This is a genomic window from Lysinibacillus sp. NPDC097231, assembly GCF_044761885.1.
Taxonomy (GTDB): domain Bacteria; phylum Bacillota; class Bacilli; order Bacillales_A; family Planococcaceae; genus Lysinibacillus.
Genome location: NZ_JBIWDH010000019.1, coordinates 57,635 through 81,849, shown reverse-complemented (window position 1 = coordinate 81,849; position 24,215 = coordinate 57,635). Strand labels below are relative to the sequence as shown.

Annotated in this window: 22 protein-coding genes, 1 pseudogene and 2 riboswitches; of the genes and pseudogenes, 5 read left to right on the top strand and 18 right to left on the bottom strand. The window is 37.5% G+C overall.

Translation table 11 applies throughout. The annotated features are described in order from the left end of the window. Positions 1 to 433: 433 nt before the first annotated feature. The 17 genes and pseudogenes from ACIQXF_RS13040 to ACIQXF_RS12960 all read right to left on the bottom strand — a co-directional run bounded on the left by ACIQXF_RS13040 (position 434) and on the right by ACIQXF_RS12960 (position 18,958). Positions 434 to 1,759, bottom strand: coding sequence for an NCS2 family permease (locus tag ACIQXF_RS13040; RefSeq protein ID WP_402783502.1), 1,326 nt, complete (start codon positions 1,757 to 1,759; stop codon positions 434 to 436). A gap of 132 nt (positions 1,760 to 1,891) precedes the next feature. Continuing rightward, a riboswitch (purine riboswitch) is annotated at positions 1,892 to 1,993 on the bottom strand. A gap of 293 nt (positions 1,994 to 2,286) precedes the next feature. Beyond that, positions 2,287 to 2,955, bottom strand: coding sequence for an MOSC domain-containing protein (locus tag ACIQXF_RS13035; protein ID WP_402783500.1), 669 nt, complete (start codon positions 2,953 to 2,955; stop codon positions 2,287 to 2,289). Positions 2,956 to 3,133: 178 nt separating this feature from the next. Further along, positions 3,134 to 3,901: a class B sortase gene (gene srtB / locus ACIQXF_RS13030; protein WP_402783498.1), complete on the bottom strand. Its 768-nt coding sequence runs from the start codon at positions 3,899 to 3,901 to the stop codon at positions 3,134 to 3,136. A gap of 21 nt (positions 3,902 to 3,922) precedes the next feature. Next, positions 3,923 to 4,024: pseudogene (locus ACIQXF_RS13025) on the bottom strand (LPXTG cell wall anchor domain-containing protein); the annotation flags it as partial. Positions 4,025 to 4,398: 374 nt separating this feature from the next. Continuing rightward, the gene (locus ACIQXF_RS13020; RefSeq protein ID WP_402783496.1) at positions 4,399 to 4,584 is read right to left on the bottom strand and encodes a hypothetical protein; all 186 of its coding nucleotides are present in this window, start codon (positions 4,582 to 4,584) and stop codon (positions 4,399 to 4,401) included. A gap of 148 nt (positions 4,585 to 4,732) precedes the next feature. Next, positions 4,733 to 6,286 (bottom strand): glutamine-hydrolyzing GMP synthase, encoded by a 1,554-nt coding sequence (gene guaA, locus ACIQXF_RS13015; RefSeq protein WP_402783520.1) that lies wholly within the window; start codon positions 6,284 to 6,286, stop codon positions 4,733 to 4,735. A gap of 150 nt (positions 6,287 to 6,436) precedes the next feature. After that, a riboswitch (purine riboswitch) is annotated at positions 6,437 to 6,538 on the bottom strand. A 35-nt stretch (positions 6,539 to 6,573) separates the two neighbouring features. Further along, positions 6,574 to 8,757, bottom strand: coding sequence for a transglutaminase TgpA family protein (locus tag ACIQXF_RS13010; RefSeq protein WP_402783494.1), 2,184 nt, complete (start codon positions 8,755 to 8,757; stop codon positions 6,574 to 6,576). Next, positions 8,754 to 9,935 (bottom strand): DUF58 domain-containing protein, encoded by a 1,182-nt coding sequence (locus tag ACIQXF_RS13005; protein WP_402783492.1) that lies wholly within the window; start codon positions 9,933 to 9,935, stop codon positions 8,754 to 8,756. Before ACIQXF_RS13005 ends, ACIQXF_RS13010 begins: the two co-directional genes overlap by 4 nt. Next, positions 9,932 to 10,876 carry an AAA family ATPase gene (locus tag ACIQXF_RS13000; protein WP_402783491.1) on the bottom strand — a complete coding sequence of 315 codons (945 nt, stop codon included), beginning with the start codon at positions 10,874 to 10,876 and terminating at the stop codon, positions 9,932 to 9,934. Before ACIQXF_RS13000 ends, ACIQXF_RS13005 begins: the two co-directional genes overlap by 4 nt. A gap of 240 nt (positions 10,877 to 11,116) precedes the next feature. Continuing rightward, entirely contained in the window at positions 11,117 to 11,794 is a 678-nt protein-coding gene (locus ACIQXF_RS12995) for an ABC transporter ATP-binding protein (RefSeq protein WP_402783489.1), read from the bottom strand. Next, positions 11,794 to 12,603, bottom strand: a complete 810-nt coding sequence (locus ACIQXF_RS12990) for an ABC transporter permease (RefSeq protein ID WP_402783487.1) — start codon at positions 12,601 to 12,603, stop codon at positions 11,794 to 11,796. The genes ACIQXF_RS12995 and ACIQXF_RS12990 overlap by 1 nt, the downstream gene beginning before the upstream one ends. Then, positions 12,603 to 13,055, bottom strand: a complete 453-nt coding sequence (locus tag ACIQXF_RS12985; RefSeq protein WP_402783485.1) for a nitrous oxide reductase accessory protein NosL — start codon at positions 13,053 to 13,055, stop codon at positions 12,603 to 12,605. Before ACIQXF_RS12985 ends, ACIQXF_RS12990 begins: the two co-directional genes overlap by 1 nt. Next, positions 13,052 to 14,284: a right-handed parallel beta-helix repeat-containing protein gene (locus tag ACIQXF_RS12980; protein WP_402783483.1), complete on the bottom strand. Its 1,233-nt coding sequence runs from the start codon at positions 14,282 to 14,284 to the stop codon at positions 13,052 to 13,054. The genes ACIQXF_RS12985 and ACIQXF_RS12980 overlap by 4 nt, the downstream gene beginning before the upstream one ends. 99 nt (positions 14,285 to 14,383) lie before the next feature. Continuing rightward, the gene (locus ACIQXF_RS12975) at positions 14,384 to 15,022 is read right to left on the bottom strand and encodes a nitrous oxide reductase accessory protein NosL (RefSeq protein WP_402783481.1); all 639 of its coding nucleotides are present in this window, start codon (positions 15,020 to 15,022) and stop codon (positions 14,384 to 14,386) included. Between the two features lie 991 nt (positions 15,023 to 16,013). Then, on the bottom strand, positions 16,014 to 16,334 hold the full coding sequence (locus ACIQXF_RS12970; RefSeq protein ID WP_402783479.1) for an NAD synthetase: 321 nt from the start codon (positions 16,332 to 16,334) through the stop codon (positions 16,014 to 16,016). Positions 16,335 to 16,651: 317 nt separating this feature from the next. Then, positions 16,652 to 17,476, bottom strand: a complete 825-nt coding sequence (nadE, locus tag ACIQXF_RS12965; protein WP_402783477.1) for an ammonia-dependent NAD(+) synthetase — start codon at positions 17,474 to 17,476, stop codon at positions 16,652 to 16,654. 21 nt (positions 17,477 to 17,497) lie between these two features. Then, complete coding sequence (locus ACIQXF_RS12960; protein WP_402783475.1) at positions 17,498 to 18,958, bottom strand: nicotinate phosphoribosyltransferase; 1,461 nt, start codon at positions 18,956 to 18,958, stop codon at positions 17,498 to 17,500. Between the two features lie 311 nt (positions 18,959 to 19,269). Here ACIQXF_RS12960 and ACIQXF_RS12955 point away from each other — a divergent pair, with 311 nt between their 5' ends. Together ACIQXF_RS12955 and ACIQXF_RS12950 are read left to right on the top strand one after the other, a co-directional pair. After that, entirely contained in the window at positions 19,270 to 19,611 is a 342-nt protein-coding gene (locus ACIQXF_RS12955; protein WP_402783473.1) for a P-II family nitrogen regulator, read from the top strand. 13 nt (positions 19,612 to 19,624) lie between these two features. Continuing rightward, a complete protein-coding gene (locus ACIQXF_RS12950) occupies positions 19,625 to 20,920 on the top strand; it encodes an ammonium transporter (RefSeq protein ID WP_402783471.1) in 1,296 nt (431 codons plus the stop codon). Positions 20,921 to 21,000: 80 nt separating this feature from the next. Here the strand turns inward: ACIQXF_RS12950 and ACIQXF_RS12945 are convergent, their stop codons facing one another. Further along, a complete protein-coding gene (locus tag ACIQXF_RS12945) occupies positions 21,001 to 21,501 on the bottom strand; it encodes a methylated-DNA--[protein]-cysteine S-methyltransferase (protein ID WP_402783469.1) in 501 nt (166 codons plus the stop codon). A 122-nt stretch (positions 21,502 to 21,623) separates the two neighbouring features. Here ACIQXF_RS12945 and ACIQXF_RS12940 point away from each other — a divergent pair, with 122 nt between their 5' ends. The 3 genes from ACIQXF_RS12940 (at position 21,624) to ACIQXF_RS12930 (ending at position 24,154) form a co-directional block, all read left to right on the top strand. Further along, the gene (locus tag ACIQXF_RS12940; RefSeq protein WP_402783467.1) at positions 21,624 to 22,355 is read left to right on the top strand and encodes an ABC transporter ATP-binding protein; all 732 of its coding nucleotides are present in this window, start codon (positions 21,624 to 21,626) and stop codon (positions 22,353 to 22,355) included. Next, a complete protein-coding gene (locus tag ACIQXF_RS12935) occupies positions 22,352 to 23,104 on the top strand; it encodes an ABC transporter permease (RefSeq protein WP_402783465.1) in 753 nt (250 codons plus the stop codon). Before ACIQXF_RS12940 ends, ACIQXF_RS12935 begins: the two co-directional genes overlap by 4 nt. Before the next feature lie 75 nt (positions 23,105 to 23,179). Next, on the top strand, positions 23,180 to 24,154 hold the full coding sequence (locus ACIQXF_RS12930) for a proline dehydrogenase family protein (RefSeq protein WP_402783463.1): 975 nt from the start codon (positions 23,180 to 23,182) through the stop codon (positions 24,152 to 24,154). Positions 24,155 to 24,215 lie beyond the last annotated feature (61 nt).

The following is a 24,215-nucleotide window of genomic DNA, read 5'->3' as shown; positions in this document are numbered from 1 at the left end:
AGGATCAAACTCTCCATAAAAGAAATTTGATTAGCTCAAATTGTTTTGCTGGCATCTTTATGATGTCCAAAATTTGTTTTGTTCACTAACGAGGTCAGCTACTAAAAACTTTATTGATTACGTTTTGCTTGTTCAGTTTTCAAGGTTCATATTAAGTAACTTTTTATAATTTAACATAATGTTAACTCTCTGTCAACTCTTTATGTTATTTATAATTTACTGTTGTTTTCGTAACAACGTTTTAAACTATATCACTAATATTCTAGTAACGCAACTGTATTTAAAAAGAAAAATAATTCCGTGAAATCGAACCCTTAAAAAAACTAATCCCTTCCTATATAATGTTTCAGAAAAGAAAAGTAATTAAATTATTTTTAAAACAAAAAGCTGCTCTCAAATATCGTTGAAACCGAGAATTGAGAGCAGCTTTTCTTTATAATGTTGCTAGATACAATAAGAAGATTACCGCGAAGACATACATAATTGGATTTACTTCTTTTGCTTTTCCTTTAATAATCATTGTTAATGGATAGAAAATGAAACCTACTGCGATACCAGTTGCAATTGAGTATGTTAATGGCATCATAACCATCGTTAAGAATGAAGGTACTGCGATTTCAAAACGATTCCAAGCAATTTGCCCTAAAGAAGCTACCATTAAAACTCCCACTATAATCAAGGCTGGAGCAGTAACAGCTGTAGTGATAACTCCTAACAACGGCGAGAAGAAAAGTGCTAATAAGAATAAACATCCCGTTACAATCGAAGCGAAACCAGAACGTGCACCAGCTGCTACACCAGAAGAAGATTCTACATAAGATGTAATAGTAGATGTACCAAAAATTGAACCTATAATCGTTGCAATTGAATCAGAAACTAAAGCTTTACCAGCACGTGGTAAACGATTATCCTTAACTAATCCTGCTTGGTTAGCTACTGCCATTAATGTCCCAGCGTTATCAAAGAAGTCAACAAATAGGAAAGTTAAAATTACTGACAGCATTGATAAAGTATAGAAGCTTGGGTCAGAAAAAGCACTGAATAAAGCACCAAATGTTGGTGAAATACTAGGTGGAGCTGATACAACTTTTTCAGGCAAGCCCACAAGTCCTGTAATCATACCAACGATTGATGTAATCACCATACCATAGAATACGCCGCCTTTAATGCCACGCACCATCAAAATTACTGTCACGATAATACCAAAAATCGCCAGTAATACTTGTGGTTCACGTAAATTACCTATACCCACCAAGGTAGCATCATTATTAACAATAATGCCTGCATTTTGCATCCCAATAAAAGCAATGAATAAGCCAATACCAGCACCTACCGCTAATTTTAATTCCATAGGAATGGCATTAATTAATTTTTCACGTAAACCTGTTAATGTTAATAATAAGAAGAATACACCTGAAATAAATACTGCTGCTAGAGCATGTTGCCATGGACTACCGTTTACTAATACTACTGTATAAGCAAAAAATGCATTAAGCCCTAAACCAGGTGCTAAAGCGAGGGGATACTTTGCCAAGAATCCCATAATAAAAGAACCAATTGCTGCTGATACAGCAGTCGCAACAAATACTGCTCCATAATCCATACGTAAAGCATCTGGTAAATCCTTTACATTTGCTAATGATAATGTTACTGGGTTTACTACTAAAATGTAAGCCATTGCTAAGAACGTTGTGAAACCACCAAGAATTTCGCGGCGATAATTCGTTCCTAATTCATCAAACATGAAATACTTTTTCATTTTAAAGAAATCCTCCGTATGGTCGTCCTCAATATCGTAAACAAAAAAGACACGCTGACTACTCTACTAGTCGCATGTCTACGATACATTTCATCACGATTATTGTGTGAAATTTCTTAGTGTCTATACATTGGTATATATAACTAAAATCGTAGTCAAGTTATTTACGGTAACTTGGTAGAAACTCACGGGCCTTATCCCCGACATTATACGACGACTTATTTAATTTACAATCGTAATATATCATTTCATTTTTTAGATTTCAACCCCATTTCCGAACATTTCTAATAAAAAAAATACGAAAGTTCGTGTAAAATACTTATTTAATGTTCACATTCTAATAAATCATCGCATCAATAGGCTGGGGCTGAACATTTTATCGATAGGTATAAAATAAAAAATCCCCTAGAACTAGAGGATCTTAATTAATATATCGTTCTTTTTTCTAATACTTCATACGGGACCTTATCTGATCAAAAATCATGGCGTCACTATAATTATAGCAGAGCCCTTGTTTTACATTTGCTTTATTTCTCAATTTTACTTTGTAAGAGCTGAATTCTTTTTTCTAATTTTTGTTTCCAATCTTCAGCTAAAACATCAACTGCTAGTATACGTTTCATCGCGAGTGCATCTTTGTTTTTAAAGTACACTTCGTTGCAATGCAAAACCGATATACGTGCAGGATGCTTTTCCACTAATTCAATTTTCGAATCTGCACAGATTGTCCCCTCATTCAGCACGCGCGCAAGGAAGCCCGTGTAACCTGTTTCAATTAAACGTTTGAGTAATATGTTCGCCTCAGTATATTTATCAATCGTACTACATGGTACACGACCTTGTGTAATTTGGATGACAGCATCACCTATTTTATAAATATCACCAATACAAATATCCGCTTCCAACATATTCGTTACCGTTAAGTTTTCACCAAATGCCGCTGTCGGCAATGGGTTACCAAGTTCCAGTTCCCATTGTATGTAATGCTCCGCTGGATATAAACAAACCGCACGATCAGGACCACCATGATGTTTTTTATCTGCTACACCATCCCCTTCAAATCCACCAACTGACAAATAAGCTTCTTGCACTCTCCGTTTTTCAATCCCTGTAATCATTGAGCGCCCATTACTATAATGCAATTCTTTCGGCATACCAATGGCAAGTGTATGAATCATCGCTATATTTTTTTCCATTTCAATCCCCCTAAACTGAGCAATAACATTGTCCTCTTACAGTTTACTATACCTCAAAGCTTTGCAAATATTTTCTTTGATTTATCAATTTCGCCTTGACGTTTTTTATCGCACAAAAAATCACGCCCTCCAAGGAGAACGTGATTTGGTGTAGTTGTTTTCATGTTTTTACACATCGTCATTTGCGCTTTCGGGCAACCACGACTAACCGACCATTCTCAGTTGAGTATTCACATGTAGACAGAACAATAAGTTTGTCTCCATACTGTGCAGTCACTCCTGTGTCGTAAAGTGCAAGTTGGTCGATATTCTGAATATACGAGTCAAACTCGGCGGGTGTATCTATCTGCTCAATCTGGTAGTATTTAAAAACGTCGTCTGTTTTGCTGTACACCTCTGAGAGAGCAATAGCAACGATTTCATATTCTTCCTGCTCATATAGCGTACTGAATTGTAACGTTGTATGCTCCTTATAGTAGCCTTCCTTCTTGTACTTCACCAAATCCGCAAACATCGCTCCACTTTTCATATGATGTCCGTGAATGAGCAAAATGTCTGATTCATCTATGTGACTGTATTCATCCAAAAAAGGGAGTCCGTTTTTGTTTTTCTCTTTATCGAAACCATGATTGAGATAGTACTGCGCATTCTGCTGATTCTGCATAATCGGGTAATCAATACAGGTGCCATCAATTTTTAGCCACCCGATAATATCTGGATTTTGCTTAGAAAGCTCTTTAAATTCAGGGAGCATGACCTTTGTAATAAAAGGTGAGGGGTTTGAAGCACCCTCACCTGTATCATTTTCTTTATATCGTATTTCTGCCAGCTCTTTTATTTGCTGATTTTCAGCATAATCCCGAAAGTAAGTTCTCGCAAGAGAGACTAGCGAATAAACGAGCAGAATGATGAAAAAGGCGATAAGGATTTTTTTTATTTTGCTCATTTCTTACCGCCTTTCCCATTACTAAATGTGCTTTTTCTTCTTGTTGCCAAACAACAGGAATCCTAGCATTATCAAGGACATAAGCGCCAAAGCCATATAGAAAATTGGCGGCATACTATTGTCTCCTGTTTTTGGAACATTGTCTAATTTGTCTTCTTTGTTTGCTCTGCTGTTATTGCTTTGGTTGTAACTGCCATCGGATCCACTGTTTACACTAAATTCAGTATTATTTTCTGAACCAGGTTTGCTTCCTGAATCTCCCGGATTACCTACTGTACCAGGCTTGCTTCCTGAATCTCCTGGATTGCCTCCTGTACCAGGGTTATTTCCAGAGTCTCCTGGGTTTCAATCAGTGGGGTATTTCCCATCCACCACTGATTGCTATAGAGGAACACAAGCTAAGTACTCCTCATCTACGGAAACGCTTGTGATACCAACATCGTGTTGCCTCAATCGGGCTTTTACGGGCAGTTGATCTCCCATTTATATTTTTTGCTTCACTTAATTCTTGAAGTGGGAGTCTTGTACCTGAAGCTTTGGTACAGATAAATTACTGCCCGTTCTGCGGGATAAAATCTTTTCTTCGCTTTAAGTGCAAAAACATATTGAATATACTTCAGTTTACGACCAACGATTTCTTGATTCATTTTGAAAACATCAATCATTTCGTTAATTTTAACCATAAAAAAAGACCTCCCTTTTATCATGAAAAACATGAATAAAGGAAAGTCCTATTTTAAAATGCAATTGTTGTAGGTGAGCAAGTATTTGCAGGATAAATAACTTCAAACTCTTGATACAACTAAGGTCCGAGTTTTCTGTTATATTAACCTATTCCCACTCGATAGTTGCTGGTGGCTTAGATGTAATATCGTACAGCACGCGGTTAACGTGTTTTACTTCGTTTACTAGGCGGACAGAGATTTTCTCTAGTACATCCCAAGGAATACGTGCCCAGTCAGAAGTCATACCGTCGATAGATGTTACTGCACGGATACCGATTGCGTAATCATACGTACGTGCATCGCCCATTACACCAACTGAACGGATATCAGGTAGTACAGTGAAGTATTGCCAGATGTCACGATCTAGACCAGCTTTTGCGATTTCCTCACGTAGGATGAAATCTGATTCGCGTACGATTTCAAGTTTTTCTTCTGTTACTTCACCAAGCACACGGATACCTAATCCAGGACCTGGGAATGGTTGACGCCAAACGATTTTTTCGTCAAGGCCTAGCTCTAATCCTAATGCGCGCACTTCATCTTTAAACAATGTGTTAAGTGGCTCAATTAATTGGAATTGCATGTCTTCTGGAAGACCACCAACATTATGGTGTGACTTAATTGTTTGCGCAGTTGATGTTCCAGATTCAATAATATCTGTATAAAGCGTACCTTGTGCTAAGAAGTCCATACCTTCAAGTTTAGCCGCTTCTTCATCGAATACATAAATAAATTCGTTACCAATAATTTTACGTTTTTTCTCTGGATCAGAAACACCTGCAAGTTTGTCCATGAAACGTTGACGTGCGTCAATTTTGATAAGATTCATGTCAAAGTCTTCCGTAAATGTCTTCATAACTTGCTCAACTTCACCTTTACGGTTTAAGTTGTGATCTACGAACATACAAGTTAATTGGTCACCGATTGCTTTATGAATTAGAACAGCAACAACTGATGAATCTACACCACCAGAAAGCGCACATAATACTTTTTTGTCACCCACTGTTTCACGGATTTTTGCGATTTCAAGTTCAATAAAGTTCGCCATTGACCAATCGCCTTTTGCTTCACAAATATCAAATACGAACTGACGTAGTAAGTCGTTACCGTATACAGAGTGACGTACTTCTGGATGGAATTGTACTGCAAATAGTTTACGTTCCACATTTGCCATTGCAGAGATAGGGCAAGCAGCACTTGTTGCGATTACTTCAAAGCCAGTAGGTACTTCTGTTACATGGTCACCATGGCTCATCCATACGATTTGTTCCGATGGTAGGTCACCGAATAATTTATTAGAAGCTGTCACTTTAATTTCAGCTTTACCATATTCGCGTGTTTCAGCACCTTCAACCTTACCGCCCTGTGTATGTGCCATTAATTGCATACCATAGCAAATACCTAGAATTGGTAAGCCTAATTCGAAAATAGCTGGATCTACATGGAAGGCATTTTCATCATAAACGGAGTTTGGACCACCTGAAAAGATAATACCTACAGCGTTCATATTTTTAATTTCTTCTGCAGTAATTGTATGTGGATGTAACTCACTAAAAACACCAAATTCACGGATACGACGCGTAATTAATTGGTTAAATTGGCTACCGAAGTCGAGAACAACGACTTTTTCTTGCTCTTTTAATAAAGGGCTAGCTGACAAAATTTCCACCTCTTCTACTATTTTTAAAGGACCTTTCATATGTTCAAAGAAAAACGCGTATGAAAGTAAAAACTTCCTACGCGTTCATAAGCTCTTGATCTATAAAGGCGAATGCGCAGCAAAGAAAGTGATTTACTAAACTTCTCACCTAACTATAACATTCACCTTCATAGAGAGATCATTTACGGTGACCTCGTAGAAACATCCGAACCTTATTATCGAACTTATATGAAAGCAATCCTTATCATATATAATTTTTTTCATTTTACTCTTTGTACCCATCAAAATCAACTGATAGTGCGATTGATTAAATATTCCCAACTTTCTCTCAGTTTTATAAAATCAATATCTTGTTCATCCCTGCCATAAATATGTTGCTCATAAACGGCGGTCAATTTTTGCATCTCATCAGTCTCTAATGATGCATCCACTCGTTCAGCAAACACTCGCAACGTTTCGCCAGCTTTTCGGCGTAATCCAATACGGGATAATTGCTTCATTAAAACATGATAAGAAGCATCAAAGTTTGTCCAGTTTGCTTCCTTCTTACGATATGCACGTACTTGCATTTTAGGTAACCACGTTTTACGTTGCATAAACAGTGCGAGACCAGCAATTATCATCAAAATGATTAGAGCAATCCAAACATATGTGAGTTTTTTCAACCATGTCCATACAGCATCTAAGCTAAATGTTGAGCTAGATGTTTCTGTCTTGGGTGCTTGTTCTTTCTTCTGTTGTTGCTCTTGTTTTTGTTCTGGCTGCAATACTTGCTCTTCTTGAGGAGTATCACGCTCTATATCATAATCGATGTTAATATTTCTTGAAAAGCCAATTGTTGGTTCAAACTCAATCCAGCCTGTTCCAGGTACAAATGCTTCTACCCACGAGTGTGCGTTATCATTCGTAATTCGATACTCACGTAAACCATCTGACATTGGACCAGCATCACCCGGCGCAAAGCCTTTTACCCAACGTGCTGGTATCCCTACTGAACGCAGGAGTACGACCATCGATGTTGAGAAATTGTCACAGTAACCAACCCTAGTATCGAATAAAAACTGGTCAACATAATCTTGATTCTCCGCTGGAATAGCTGCTGCCGTTTTATCATATCTAAAACCATTAGTTGAAAAATATCTTTCTACCGCTGTTATTTGATCATATACCGAGGTTTTACCTTGTGTGATTTCATTTGCCAAATCTCTTACACGCAGTGGAAGTTTGTTTGGCAATTGTAAAAAGCGATCAAAGGACGGATCTAATGTTTCTAACATGGATGGGTTTGACAGTTGCAGTTGCTCCATGCTATAGACAGGCTTACTATAAGTTATCGTATAGTTTGATAATAATTTAGACTCGCTACCTCGCTGCTCTATTGCAATCTTTTCGCTACGACCATCTTGTATAAATACGGTTGAATCTTGGGCAGAAACAGAAAGCATGCCATACGTTTGAATCAAAAATGGCATTGGTACAGCAATGTCCATTTGAACTTGACGCTCTTTATCAGGAGACCCAACTTGTAACGAGGTCTGGATAGGCGTATTAGCCTGATAAATATTTTTTCCAAAGTTCCCTTCTGAAAGAACCCATCCCTTCGATGTATACGTATCCTTTGTATCTATACGCCAATAATGACGGTCACGGGAAGTTGCAGTGAAAACTAGTGTATTATCACCTTGAAACGGTCCCCCTAATCGACTATCATCCTCGCCGTAGCCAACTGTTTTTTTACCTGTTCCAAAATCACCTTGCCCAGCAACCCCTTGGATAAAAGGCACTGGGTCAGCCCAAGTTGGTCCTGTCTTAGGTAAAAAGAATGCCACTACACTTACAAGCATTACCGAAACAATCATCGGGATAGCAAGTTTCCACTTCTCTATTACATCGCTTGCTGTATCTACTTGAAGCCATAAGCGCTTTACAAAAAGCAAGCCTGTCATCATTAAACCAAGTACTATGACTTTAACAATTGCCGACTTTCCATCATAATCGCTAAATGTATCTAGTGTGGCAATAAAGAAAACTGTTAGCGCAAAGAAATAGAAAATATTTTTGCGCACTGTTATCCAGTAGTGAATTAAGTATATTAACATCCAAATAAGCGTAAGGAATAGTAATGTTCTAAACGCATCAGAAACTTGTCCAAAATCACCTGAAAAAATGGCAGTCATATTCCATTGCCATTCATTCATTAAAAACGGTAATGTCTCTCCAGATAAAAAGGGACTTTTACTGTAAATGAACACTAGAAACCATGTAATATAGCCGAACTTCACCAATCCGGACAACAATGGATGTATTCGAAAAAGGCTAAGTGCAAGTGATAGACCAATAAACACCAAAATTAAATGAAACTCTCCTGTATTTGTTAACTCCATTACAGGAACAAGCCATTCACGTAAAATCAGAAAAATAATTACGTAGGCTATGGCTAATTCTATAAAACTTCCTAGTGATTTGTTCACGGCTTCATCACCTCCGTGAACAAATGGTAATAATCTGTTGGATTTACATGTACAACTTGAATTTGTTTAAAGCGCTTTGCTAGCTCTGTTTGAATAGGAGGTTGTTCAGCCACTACAAAACAAATACAGCTTTTCACCATTTCGCTAAGAGAATGCAGTAATTCATCTGATACTTCGTTCGTAACATATAGTAGTGTTGCGACATGCTTAAAGGCTTGCTGATTTCGCAATTGAAATTTGACACTTTCTACAGGTTTTATGGCAGCTAAATGATACATTACTTGATCCAGCTGCTTATTACCTTGGATAGTTGGAAACACCTTCGTTTTAGCACCAGCAGAAACAAATGAAATATCTCCACGTTCTTCGACAATTGTTTGTAACATTGATGCCACAAGCTCAATTTTCTCTTCAAATAACGGAGACTTTTCGCCATGAAGCACCAACATCAACTCCTGTGATTGACGGTCTTCAAATTCCTTAGATTGCAAAGTTTGAGTCTTTGCAAATGATTTCCAGTGAATCCACGAAAAACGGTCACCCGGAACATACTCACGTAAACCAACAGCCATTGATGTATCCTTAACAATTGAATAGGGTGACATCATTGCTCCAACATCAAATTTTGTTTGAAGTGCGGCATACTTCATCTCTCGAACTTTCGGATAAATTAAAATGACTTGCTCCTTTTCTGCCGCAACAAGCTTTTTTGCCCAGCCAAAAAAATCACAGAAAACAATATTAACACCTAAGTAACGGTGCTCGCCACGGGGCATATTTTCCAGCACGTAATTCCAACTAAATTTTTTCTTAAAGCCTACGAACTTAATGACATTTGTTCCTTGCACCTTCGATTGAACAAGGGCTTCACTATTTACAAGTTCCTCCATCATTATATATGCAAATGGAAAGCGTGTTTTTCGTTCTACCGTAATTATAACCTTAGCAGATTGTCCACTCTCAATATGTGAGGGTTCAATTTTACGTTCCACAAGTAAGATTTCTTCCCGAACTAGTAAGAAAATAAATGCATATAACAAAAATGGACTAACTGTAAAAAACACAAACCAGCTGACAAACCCGCCTTGGAACATTGCATAACAAAAAGTGATGACCATTAACAAAGATACTAATAAGAAATGTTTACTTTTTTCTATAAAAGCTTTCCATTTCTTCATTGCTCCGCAAACCTCTTTGTTGGCACAGGTGTATTCGCAATAATACGTTCAATAATTTTATCCGCTGTCACATTATCATAACGTGCATCTGGCTTTAAAATTAAACGATGGCTAAAAACAAATGGTGCTAAATATTGGACATCATCAGGTGTAACATAACTGCGCCCTTTCATAAATGCATAAGCTTGCGAGGCTTTCATTAAAGCAATTGTCGCCCGAGGACTTACACCTAAATGTACATAGCTATTTTCTCTCGTTTGAGTCGCTAGCTCGACCATGTAATTTTTGACAGAATTTTCGACGTACACACCTTGTACTAGCTCTTGTAATTCAATTAGTTCTGCAACTTTTAGTACGGCTTCAATTTTTTCAATCGGCTTACCATTTTCAGCCCGACGCAGTATCTCCACTTCTTCTCTTCTAGAAGGATAGCCCATTTTTATTTTTAGTAAGAAACGATCAAGTTGTGCCTCTGGTAAAGGATATGTTCCTTCATGTTCAATTGGATTTTGGGTTGCCATAACGAAAAATGGCTGATTGATTATCAGGGTTTTACCATCAATAGTGACAGATGCTTCCTCCATCCCCTCAAGCAATGCAGACTGTGTTTTCGGAGATGTACGGTTGATTTCATCTGCTAAAACAACATCCCCCATGATCGGACCAGGTCGAAACTCGAATTCCATTGTTTTCGGATTATAAATTGATACCCCTACAACATCCGATGGCAATAAATCGGGTGTAAATTGAATCCTTTTAAATTGTGCATCGAAGGATTTTGCCAGTGCGCGCACCATCATTGTTTTACCTACACCAGGTACGTCCTCTAGTAGCACATGTCCCTTTGCTAGTAAGGCTACTATGCTAAGCTCAGCGACCTCTCTTTTACCTATCATTACTTTTTCTATGTTGTCTAATACATCTTGTATTTGTGAATTCATAAAACAAAAAAACCTCCTATTTCACCCAACAATTGTTTGAATTGCATGATAACTTACCTTTAGCATAACGAAATATACTTAATAACACAATTATATAAAACGCTCAACTAATGCTTTAGTCAAACAACATCACACTTATATTCAGAACAATAATAGTGCTTAGTATGAAAAAGTAGGCTTGTTGAATCCTCTTCAAACAAGCCTACTTACTAGTATATAACGTCATTACTTATCAAAATGTTACAAATCTAAATTTTTTAACCATAAATTCTCTAATGAAGTTGAATTTTCTTGTAGAAGTATTTTCTTTAAGTCCCCTGAAATAAGTATTTCTCCTTCATGTAAAACTAACACATCATCCGCTATTTCCTCGGCAAATGAAAGTAAATGCGTTGAAAAAATGACAGTACACCCCTTCGTTTTTTCCTCTAGCATCATCTTTTTCAACTCCGCAATCCAAAACGGATCAAGACCATTTGTCGGCTCGTCTAAAATAAGCAAAGAACCATCACCAAGTAAACTTTGAGCAAGATTAAGGCGTTGACGCATGCCCTTTGAAAAATGTTTAACTTTTTGCTTTCGCACATCCCATAAAGCAACCCGTCTCAGTACCTCTTCTTGTTCTCGTCTACCGATTTTCTTTAAGGAGGCAAGTAGCTGTAAAATTTCAGCTGCTGTTAACATGGAAGGAAAATCCACATCATCTGGCATGTAGCGAATAGCTGGCGGTTTATGCCAGATGATTTCTCCTGATTTTTGCTTTTCCTGGCCGGTCAGTAAACGAATTAAAGTACTTTTTCCAGCGCCATTTCCTCCAACAAGCGCTAAAATACGTCCTGTCTGTAAAGAAAAGGAGGCTTTTCGTAGACCTCTATTATTGTCATATATATTCGATAACTCCTTCGTTTCTAATAGCATTATCTTCTTCCTCCTCCCCTTAACAGCAGGCTACTGTAAGCTAATGGACATGCTATCCAAAGCAATGTCAAGGTCCCATACACTATGTAACCTAGTGGTGACGAATAAAACTGTGTCATCTTATAAAAAGCAGGACCGAGTACACTCGCTTGATCGGTAAAAATGAAATATCCAAAGCGTAGCCACTCCACAGGATTAATGTGTATCATGATAATTGTGAGCTTTTGCAAAATATGCCCCGCCACAACTGTTCCAATAGCCATCAAAGTGTAAGACATCAGTAATAAAAAAATTGACCAAAAAACAAGCGATAGCGATAACGCAAATAATCTAGTCTTCGCAAATGCTCCAATTGCAATTGCTAATGAGACAAAAATAAATATACATAGCAAAGTTAGAGTAATAAAAATAAAAGGTAAACGGACACCACCTAATAAACCACCAAACGCCAGTATAACCCCAAACGCCACTACAACAACCAATAAAAAAGCAAGCACAGATGCCATATACTTTCCTGCAATATACTGTGCACGTGTCATCGGATATGTCTTTAATAATGAAAACCAACCTGATTCCACGTCACCAGCTACACTCATACTTCCAATCGTCAATATAAACAGGGGTAATAAAAACAGCAGTACATTTAAAAAAGAGGCAGTTTGTCGTGTAAAGCCCTCTACATCTGGTAGTGCCATTTGTTGAATGACAATAATAGCTGTAAAAACGAATGTGAAAAGTATACCGACTAATTGCATCCAACGACTTCGAAGCATTTGTTTCAATTCTAGTTTGATAAGCATACTATACATTACTTATGGATCCCCCATTTAAAATCGTGTAAATCCTTATAAACTAGGAGCTGGCCATCCCCCTCTGTGGTCATCCACTCCTGTGCTGCTTCCTTCGTATCGAATGCAACTACTCCATAATTCATCGGCGTCCAATAATCCTTGTTGTACACATATATAGCTTCAAAAACGTCAATCCATTCATTTTTTGCTGCATCCTTAATATAGGCTGCTCCTATTTCACCTTCTCCATTTGCTTCTATATATTCAATTAGACATCCAATGTCATCAAAAATTTCATAATCACCATTCTTCAATGCAATTTCACCAGCATAAGCATTGTGAACAATACTCATATTGCATATTTTACAAACATCGGTTTCACTAACTATTTCACGAGGCTCATATGTTTTTTCACTACAGCCCATCAGCACACCACAACATAGCATTACAATCATCATCCATTTTTTCATTCTGTTATTCCTCTTTTCCATAGCCATAAACTACTTAATGTCAAGAATATACCTAATAGCATTTGCACCATATTCACCTTGTTCTTTTCTTCCACATCCTTCATCGCCAATCTCGGAGTATTATCAATGAGCATATTCTTTTCGGTTTTATTTATTTGCTGATCAAGTGATGTCAGTAAAATAACACTCGGAGATGCCACGAAATATTGGTAAACAGGCTGACGTACCATCCATTGCCCAAAACTTGACAATGCTACATACGGAACATCACCAAAACCGTTGTCTTTTAAATCAATTCCTGAATAATCATCATAATAATTTCCTACCAGTTGAAAACCTTGCTTATCGGAGCGCGCCGTTAAAATATTGCCTGTAAAGCTATTATCACTTGCCGTCGTGTCGCCACTGACCTTTGTGCCCTCAAGTGCCGTTTGATTCATCTGAAAATCATTTGTTTCAATTTGAATATTTGAACTTTTCTGCAACGCTACACCAGTTCGATTATTCTTGATGGTGTTTAGCTTAATTTTCGCTTGCTGCACATCATACAGCAGCATACCGTTGCCATTAAAATCAACATGATTAGCTATAATATTATTTTCAAGGAGAATGTTTGTTGTCATCATAATCATAAGGCCGGTAACATTGTGAATATATGTATTAAACAGTGCCTCGGCATCATTCGTATACATAAAATGCGTACCATAACGACTGCTCGTTACCTTATTCCGTTGAACAACGATACGCGATACCTCCTCTACATAAATTCCGTCTTGCACTCTCTCAATCGTATTGCCTTCGATAATAATGTCCTCACTCTTAAAAACAGCCAACCCATTACCTTTTTGTGAATAATGCGCATCATTACCAGTCACATTAACTTCATCTATGCGAACATTCTTTGAACGTTGGATATGAATGCCTGTATGAACATTTTTAATTTGTAATTTACGTAACTCAAGCCCATCTACATTACTAGCAACAATAGCTTTATTTTTTCCTGATAATGTTATATTTTCAGCAGTGACCTTGGACGTATTTTCAATTCGAAGTGCTGGATTGTCTCCTTCGCCAATAAGTTCGGTCCCCTCTTCACCTTGCAACGTTATCGGTTTTGTCACTATAAAATCTCCTTGGTAACGACCAGCAGGAATATGGACGATTTCTCCAGGACCCGCAGCATCAATTGCATCCTGCACATCGAAATCGGCCTGTACTGTCTGACTCATAAACAGAAAAAACAATAAGGTAAACCCTATTTTTTTCACCAATCCTTACCTCCCAGTTCAGCACGAAAAGACTAGAGGATTTCCCCCTAGTCCATTCGTTTAATGACTTTGGTCATTATGATTCATCTCTCCCATTTGCATAGAATCAGATTCACCATTTGCTTCTTTTTCAGTTTGTTCTTGCATTTTCTTTTTACGACGCTCTAATGCTTCATCTTTAATTTTTTGTAATTCCTCTACATGTGCATTAGGATTGTCAGCTATATATTTATCTGCCTCGACTTTATTAGTGAAATAAATATATCCCCAGTTCATTGGAGATTTTAGATCCGTTTTAACGATCGTTACATCTTCCACCTTTACCCAGTCTTTTGTGATATAATCACGGACATACTTTTCGTTATTTTCATTATTTGCAACCTCGGCATTTACTAAACAGCCTATGTCATCATAAAAGGAAATTGTTCCATCCTCTTTTATTGCTTGGGTAGAGAATTCACCCATCCCTTCGTCCTTCATATATACTTTCATATTACACATCTCACACAATGTATCTTCTTTCGGCTCTTGTAAACGTGGATCAACTAAAGAAGCGACTTGCGTAGTTTTATCCTTTGCCTCCGCTTCATTTGCCGCAACATCTTGCTTCGATTCTTCTTCCTTAACTTGCGTTTTTTCTGTACCACAAGCCGCAAGTAAAAGTAATACTGCTAGTACAGGTAACCATAATTTTTTCATATCTGCTTCCCCCAATTTCTTTTTTCTGTTACTACTAACCACTTTACAGATAAGTTGTGAAATAAGTTAAAAATAACTGTGAAGGATTGGAAAAGTTATCTTGAATATTAATTGAACATCTCGATTTCAAATATTTTGAACAAAAAATATATACTTCTATTTTCTAGCAACAAATATGCTACCTTTCTAATCCCCATCAAACTTTCTTCTAGCGCAATTATTTTACAAAAAAAGATACTTATTCATTTGCCAACAATCAAAAACTATAATGTCAATGAAATTAAAGTGACCTGTTAAATAAAGTATGACTTTTGAGCAAAAATAGGGGTTGATTTCCGTTCCGACTGGTCGCTTTCCCGGGGGCGTCCGATGAGCCGCTTCACTCGCGTTGCTCGCTCCAGGGTCTCGGGCCAACACGATGTTGGTCACGAAGGCGTTGTCACACGATGTGACGATTTTAGCCTTCGTTCCTTTTTAATGTAATCCCCAAGGAGTCGACCAGTCTCCACTCCAATCAACTATTACACTTAGCGTGTATCTTCTTGCATCCGTATTAATTTATGGTGATAAATTGATAGCTCAGCAACAGGATTTTGACTGTGCGACAGCAACAAATAATTTCTGTACGTAAGCGAAGCGACAGTAGCAACAAATGCTTTTAAAACTAAACAATCTATACCATCCATTTATGGTGAATAGGTAAAGTTCATTTTTGACATATATTAAATTTATAGAAGGTAACGTTATCATTGATTGGAGTGGAAGGCTACTCGACTCCCGTGGGAAAGCGAGACAGGCGAGACCCTGCACGGAGCGTTAGCGGAGGAAGCGGCTCGGCGCTCGCCCACAGGAAAGCGAGTAGCCTGGAACGGAAATCATCACATTTAAAGTGCCAAATATTCACTAAGATTTCCTTGACTATTTTGTTTTTCAACACTATGAAAACTCTCTACATCAAGAAAGATGTAGAGAGTTTTTGCTTCACGATCAGTTATATAGAAGAACGGTAACTATTTAGAAGCTTCTTTTGCTTGCTTAGACGACCTAGCTTATCGGCGGTTTCATTTAATTCATTGTGTATTTGTATGTCGCATGTACTGTCCAAATAACTAATTTCTCTGTTATCTGGACGGTGCTGTTGAAATTGCCTACTGTTACTTATAGGTTTTTTATCTTTATTTTTTGGCAAACTATTTTTAAATTGTTTTTTCGGATTTTGTCCAAAGTTATGACTTATATCACCTGCATGTAGATACTGTTGTTCGTTACGAAAAGTGCTACTTGTCGTCGCACTTACTCTAGAAGTCCTCATAAATAATTACCCTCCTTTGCTTTTACTCTGCTTTATAGGTATATATATCGACATTATATGCTTTGATTTAATAATAGAGAACTAAATTACTTAAAAAAAAGAGAAAAGAGCTATTTTCAAAAGTGTTTATCACTTTTTCTTATAACTCTTTTCCTAAATATTCGTCATCATGACGTGGGATTAATTTCCGATCCGGCTGGGTACAGTTCACTGATCCTCAAGGAGTCGCCAACCTCCACGCCAATCAACTTATCTACATAGATATATGCATCAATAAAAATCAACTCTAACTTTTGATGATGAGCCTCAAATATATTCTACTTCCAAAAATCATCAAATATTGTGATTGGCATATGACGTTTATGCTGAGAACGTAAATAATGTCCTTCTAACGTTTTACGAGCTTCTTCAGGAATTTCCTTCCCTTCCAAATAATCATCAACTTGATCATACGTTAAACCAAGGGCTACTTCGTCTGGTAATGATGGACGATTTTCCTCTAAATCCGCAGTTGGTACTTTTAAATATAAGTGCTTAGGGCAATCTAGTGCAGCTAATAATTGCTTACCTTGGCGTTTGTTGAGACGAAAAATTGGCATTAAATCCGCACCACCATCACCAAATTTTGTGTAAAAACCTGTAATTGCCTCTGCAGCATGATCTGTTCCAAGCACAACAGCATTATTCATAGCAGCAATCGAGTATTGCACCTTCATTCGCTCACGTGCCTTTTCATTCCCTTTTACAAAATCACTGATCTCAATACCTGCATTTGCTAATGCTTGAACACTAGCATCGACAGCATCTTTAATGTTTACCGTGTATGTTTTAGTAGGTTCAATATAGTCAATCGCATCCTGACAGTCCTTTTCATCAGCCTGCACACCGTATGGTAAACGGACAGCCCAAAATGAATATTTCACTTCCCCTACTTCTGCATTTAGCTCGTCAACAGCAAGCTGCGCTAACTTACCAGTTAATGTTGAGTCTTGTCCACCCGATATTCCAAGAACAAATCCTTTTACAAAGTTATAACGACGCGCATATTCCTTTAAAAATTCAATAGACTTGCGAATTTCTTCCTGCGTATCGATAGTAGGTAATACACGTAATTCTTTAATGATTTGTTGCTGTAATGTCATTTGCCCTTCACTCCTTACGTTTTACAATTGATTGACCATGTCACGCACTTCTTCAATATTACGCATTTTATTATCCCAGCATTTTTGGCTTAAATCGACAGGGTATTCCTCAGGATTCATGGCACGTTTATATTCATCCCATAACAATTCTAAATTGGCAGCTGCATAGTCACGCATTTCTTCCAATGTAGGATTTTCATAGTTGATTTCACCATTTTTAATTACATGCTGATGTAAATTCTTTGCTTCAAAGTTCGTTACAAATTTTGATACGAATGTATGAACAGGGTGGAACATTTTAATTCGCTCTTCTGATTGGGGATCTTCATTTTGCATCGTAATGTAATCTCCCTCTGCCTTACCGTTCTTTCTATCAATAATACGATATACATTTTTAAGGCCTGGCGTCGACACCTTTTCAGCATTCGCAGAAATTTTAATTGTATCTTCCAATCGACCTTCGTTATTTTCGATAGAAACCATTTTATAAACAGCGCCTAAAGCAGGTTGATCGTATGCTGTAATAAGCTTTGTACCAATTCCCCATACGTCAACTTTCGCTCCCTGAGCCTTTAAGTTTAAAATTGTGTATTCATCTAAATCATTGGATACGATTATTTTAGCATTAGGGAAACCTGCTTCATCTAGCATGCGACGGGCTTCTTTTGATAAGAACGCTATATCGCCGCTATCTAAACGAATTCCAATGAAATTAATTTTGTCACCAAGCTCTTTAGCTACTTTAATGGCTGTTGGCACTCCTGATTTTAACGTATTGTAAGTATCCACAAGAAACACGCAATCACGATGACGTTTTGCATAGGAGTGGAAGGCATCGTAATCATTTTTATAGGCTTGTACAAGTGCATGTGCATGAGTGCCTGAAACCGGTATATTAAAAAGTTTTCCTGCACGAACATTACTAGTTGAAGCAAACCCGCCAATAAATGCTGCACGTGTTCCCCAAATTGCTGCATCCATCTCTTGAGCACGTCGCGTTCCAAATTCCATCGCCACTTCATTTTTGATAATTTGTTTAATACGGCTAGCCTTTGTGGCAATTAAGGTTTGATAGTTCACAATGTTTAGCAATGCTGTTTCTATGAGCTGTGCCTCCACTAATGGTGCTTCAATACGGACAATTGGTTCATTAGCAAAAACAATTTCTCCTTCCACCATAGAATACATATCCCCCGTAAACCGAATATTTTTCAAATACTCGATAAAATCCTCTTTATACCCAACCTCTTCTCGTAAATACGCAATATCAGAATCACTGAAACGAAAATCACGTAAATACTCAAGCATTCTTTCTAATCCCGCAAAAACGGCATAACCATTGCCAAAAGGTAATTTTCTAAAATATAATTCGAAAACTGCTTTTCTATTATGTATGCCATCAGCCCAATACGACTCTGCCATATTGATTTGGTATAAGTCGGTGTGTAGCGCTAGGCTATCATCTTGATAGTTTGATCTCACAAAAACCCCTTCTTCCACTTTGATAATTAGTCCTAGTATACACTATATATCCAAATTCTTGCGTTTTACGTTCCGCTGTTTTTAATGTCAGATTTCCTCACATGAATAATCAGAAAATTTAGAACTGTACACAATTCCGACACATTTTTTATAACCGCTTTCATTCCCCTTATAAAAACCTTTCCAACAATTATTATGAAATACGAAATATTTAATGTTATGAAATATAACATTAATTTCAAAAAAACAATTGCGATGTTTTCCAATCCCCTTTAATATGTAATTTAAATTTACACAAGGAGCTGATATCGATGAAAAAAATTGAAGCAATCATTCGCCCCGAAGTTTTCGGCGCTGTTAGGGACGGACTTGCACAGGAAGGGATTGCTGGTTTAAGTGTTTCTGAAATTGCAGGCTGTGGCCGCCAATTAGGCCGGACTGGGCTATTTCGTGGAAACACCTATGAAATTGAATTTTTAACAAAGTTAAAGTTAGAAATGATTATTGATGACGACAAAGTAGATCCTATTGTGGAAGTTTTATTACGTGATGCAGTAACAGGCAAGGTTGGAGACGGTAAAATCTTTATTTATCCAGTAGAACAAGCAATTCGTATCCGCACAAAAGAAGTCGGATCGATTGCAGTAGAATAAGGGGGCGGTATATATGGATGAAATAACATTATCTCTAAATTTAGTTTGGGTGATGCTTGGTACCATTTTAGTATTCTTTATGCATGCAGGATTTGCGATGGTTGAGGCTGGTTTCACGCGTTCAAAAAATGCCGTCAATATTATTATGAAAAACTTCTTAACAATTTCATTGGGCGGTATTGTCTATTTTCTATGTGGTTACGCTATCATGTTTGGTGATACAGCTGGCGGTTTCTTCGGTACAACTGGCTTTGCTTTAACAGGTGTAGATAATCTTTCCTTCTTTATTTTTCAGACGATGTTTGCCGCAACTGGTGCAACAATTTTATCTGGAGCAGTGGCAGAACGTACTAATATTTTTGCTTATGTTGGCGTTATTATTTTAATGTCATTACTTGTTTATCCTGTTGTAGGTCATTGGGTTTGGAGTGGTCAAGGTTGGTTATCAGATCTTGGCTTCGTTGACTTCGCTGGTTCTACGGTTGTTCACTTAACTGGTGCTGTTGCAGCATTTGTGGCAGCAGTAATGATCGGTCCTCGTCTCGGTAAATATGAAAACGGTCGTGTCAACGTTATCACAGGTCATAGTATACCATTGGGAGCTCTAGGAGTATTTTTACTTTGGTTTGGTTGGTTCGGCTTCAACGGTGCGTCTACATTAGCGGCAGATCCTAAAATTGTGCCTAGTGTTATTGCAAATACATTTTTCGCAGCTGCAGCTGGAGTTGTGACCACTGCCTTTTATACGAAGTTTCGATATGGACATATCGATGGCTCACTTTCTTTAAACGGCGCCTTAGCAGGTCTCGTAGGTATTACAGCTGGTGCAGCTAATGTTAGTATAATCGGTTCATTAATTATCGGTATGATTGCAGCTCCATTATTGGTTGAAGGCGTCCGCTTCATTGAATGGAAATTAAAAGTCGATGATCCTGTTGGTGCAATTGCTGTACATGGTATCTGTGGTGTTTGGGGTACTCTTGCAGTTGGCTTGTTTGATATTGGTGGTCAAGGATTACTTTATGGTGGAGGACTTGGCCTACTAGGTGTGCAAGCAATTGGAGTAATTGCAACTATCGCCTGGGTTAGCGTTTCAGTAACAGTTGGTTTATTTATTATCAAAGCATTTGTGCCATTACGTGTTTCCGCTGAAGAAGAAGTCGCTGGCCTAGATATTATCGAACATGGTACTCCGGCTTATGAATTTCAGGATATCTTCAAAGGCTCCGCTGTACGAGGAGAAACATTTGCACATCGTTTAACCCATTTCGGCAAAGCAAATAATAATGTCCAAGAAGAACATATCTAGCGCACATTGAACTTTCTTCGCAAACAAGAATTTGCCTAACCTTTAAGGACGAGGTCCCTAGGTTAGACAGATTCTTCTTTTTACACTCTTTCTAGTTCAAGTAAAAATTCTTTCATAGCCAATCCACTACGAAAACCTGTTAGTTTACCATTTTTTCCAATCACACGATGACATGGAATAATCGCTAGTATCGGATTGGCACCGATTGCACTACCTACAGCTCTCACCGCTTTTGGATTACCGATGCGGTGTGCGATATCTGAATAAGAAGCAATTGTACCATATGGTAGCTCCTTCAACGCATCCCATATAGCTAGTTGAAACGGTGTCCCCTTTACATGTATTGGCAAATCAAATTCTGTAAGTTCTTTATTAAAATAAGCCGTTAATTGCTTAACATAAGGCTGTAACTTTACTTTATTCTCTTCAAAGCGGTAGCCCTGAAATGGCTTTTTTGCCCACACTTCAACCTCATCAAATGGTGCATTTGGTGTTCCGATATATACGAGACCTTCATCCGACGCAATGATATACATATTGCCTTGTGCATATGTTAGTGTATCTACATATAATACATCCATTCCCCTGTTCCCCTTACATTCCATAATTATCACTACAGTCTATACAATGCAAAATAGCTGTAGCCCTTTTTCATTTCATGATACTGTTATTGTACCTATTAGTATAAAGGAGTTTCAACTATATGGATATGTTATACGAACCTGCTATTCACCTTCAACAGGTCAGCTTTTCAGCCAATGGCAAGGCAATCTTAAAATCGATTACTGGGTCATTCCCTAAGGGGAAAATTACCACTTTGGTCGGTCCATCGGGTGCTGGCAAAACAACCCTACTTAAATTGTGCAATGGACTATTATCCCCAACAAACGGTCAAATATTGATTGATAATCAACCTATTTCTACATACGAGCCGACTACTTTAAGAAGACATGTGGGGATTGCTCTTCAAGCAGCACCTATGATTACAGGGACTGTCTTTGAAAATCTCGCACTTCCTCGTTCGTTACAAGAAAAAAAGCTTACAGAGCAAGAAGCTATTCAATATTTACAAGATGTCGGACTCGATCAAAGCTTTTTACAACGCTCTACAAATGAATTATCAGGTGGGCAACGACAAAAAGTTTCGATTGCAAGGACGCTTATTAATAAGTCCTCCATTTTGTTATTAGATGAAATTACATCTGCACTGGATCGTCAATCCGTACAGGACATTGAAACACTCATTGCTACAATTAATAAAAAATACAATGTCACAATGATTTGGATTACACATAATTTGCAGCAGGCACTAACAATCGGACACTTTACATGGGTCATGATGGATGGGGAGCTTATTGAAACAGGGAAAAGTTCCTTACTTAAAGCTCCTACAAATCCACGTGTCGCAGAATTTCTACAGGGGGTGAATGAATGACATATACAGCACTATCTATTACGTTGATATTTGTTGTAATCCCTCTGTTGCTATCAAAAACTTTAAAGCTCGGACTTGAAAAAGATACAATCATTGCAACAATACGCTCTATCATTCAACTGCTTGCAGTAGGCTATATTTTAAAATTTGTCTTTGATGCCCAAAGCTATATTTATATTTTCCTCATGGTTGCATTAATGATAGTAACTGCAACGTTAAACGCCCGCAAAAAAGGAAAGGGTATTACAGGCATTACGTGGAAAATTGCCTTAACTCTTATCGTGGTAGAAATCGTTACGCAAGGGGTGTTGCTCGGCTTTAACATTGTTCCAGCAACTGCTCAATATATTATTCCAATTAGCGGTATGCTGATTGGTAATTCAATGGTTTTATCAATACTATTTTTAAATCGTTTTACAGCAGAAATTATAAGTCATCAAAACGAAATGGAGTTAATTTTATCGCTCGGAGGCACACCAAAGCAGGCCATTCATCGACAGCTAATTAGTGCGATAAAAGCAAGTATGATTCCTACAATTGAGAGTCAAAAAACCATTGGCCTCGTTCAATTACCAGGCATGATGAGTGGTCAAATAATTGGCGGTGCAGACCCTATTCAGGCGGTACAATTTCAGCTATTAATCATTTTCGCCCTACTCACAACCGCGACATTATCGAGCATAATGATAGGTTTTTTAAGCTATCCTGCACTTTTTAACGAGCGTATGCAATTACTTGAAATGAAATAATTGTTATGGTGAAATCACTATATCTTCCATAACTTATGTTATACTAAAAAGAAAAATGCAGTGAGGAGAATGACCATGTTATTACGCGATTTTTTCATCCATTTATCTGAAAACCAACTATTAAATAATGCTGCAAAAAAATACGGCCTAAAATTAGGCGCACAAAGTGTAGTAGCTGGTACAAACATTGAAGAAACGATTGCGAGCATCAAAGAGCTAAACGCACATAAAATCTCTTGCACAGTAGATAATTTAGGGGAATTTGTTTCAACTGAAGAAGAAGCAACAAAAGCTAAAGAACAAATCCTTGAAGTAATTGAAGCTATTCATGAAAATGGCGTTGATGCACATATTTCATTAAAGCCATCCCAGTTAGGTTTAGATATTGACGTTGATTTTTGCTATGATAACTTGTATGAAATTGTAGAAAAAGCAGCGTCATATGATATATTTGTCAACTTTGACATGGAAGACTACGGTCGTTTACAAACATCCTTCGATATGGTTGAAGAACTATCAAAAACATTTAATAATGTCGGCACTGTTATTCAATCATACTTTTACCGTGCTAAAGATGATATCGAAAAATTCAAAGATTATCGTCTACGTATCGTAAAAGGTGCTTATAAGGAGCCTGTAGAAGTTGCTTTCCAGGATAAATTAGATATCGATTTAAACTTCATTGAACTAATCGAATACCATTTACTACACGGTAAATTTACATCTATCGCAACACATGACCATAATGTTATTGCACATGTAAAACGTTTTGTAGCTGATAATAATATTCCACTCGAAAAATTTGAGTTCCAAATGCTTTACGGCTTCCGTACAGACATGCAAAAAGAGCTTGCTAAAGAAGGCTATAACTTCTGTGTTTATGTACCATTTGGTGAAGATTGGTACGGCTACTTTATGCGCCGTTTAGCGGAGCGCCCGCAAAACCTTAATCTTGTTACGAAACAAGTATTTACGAAAAAAACGAATACAGTACTTGCTGTAGCAGCAGGTGCATTCGTTCTAGGACGTTTAACAAAACGTAAAAAATAAGCTTTGAAAGGGGCTATCCCAATAGTCGCTTTTGAGGAAAATTTTTTATAAAATTGAAAAG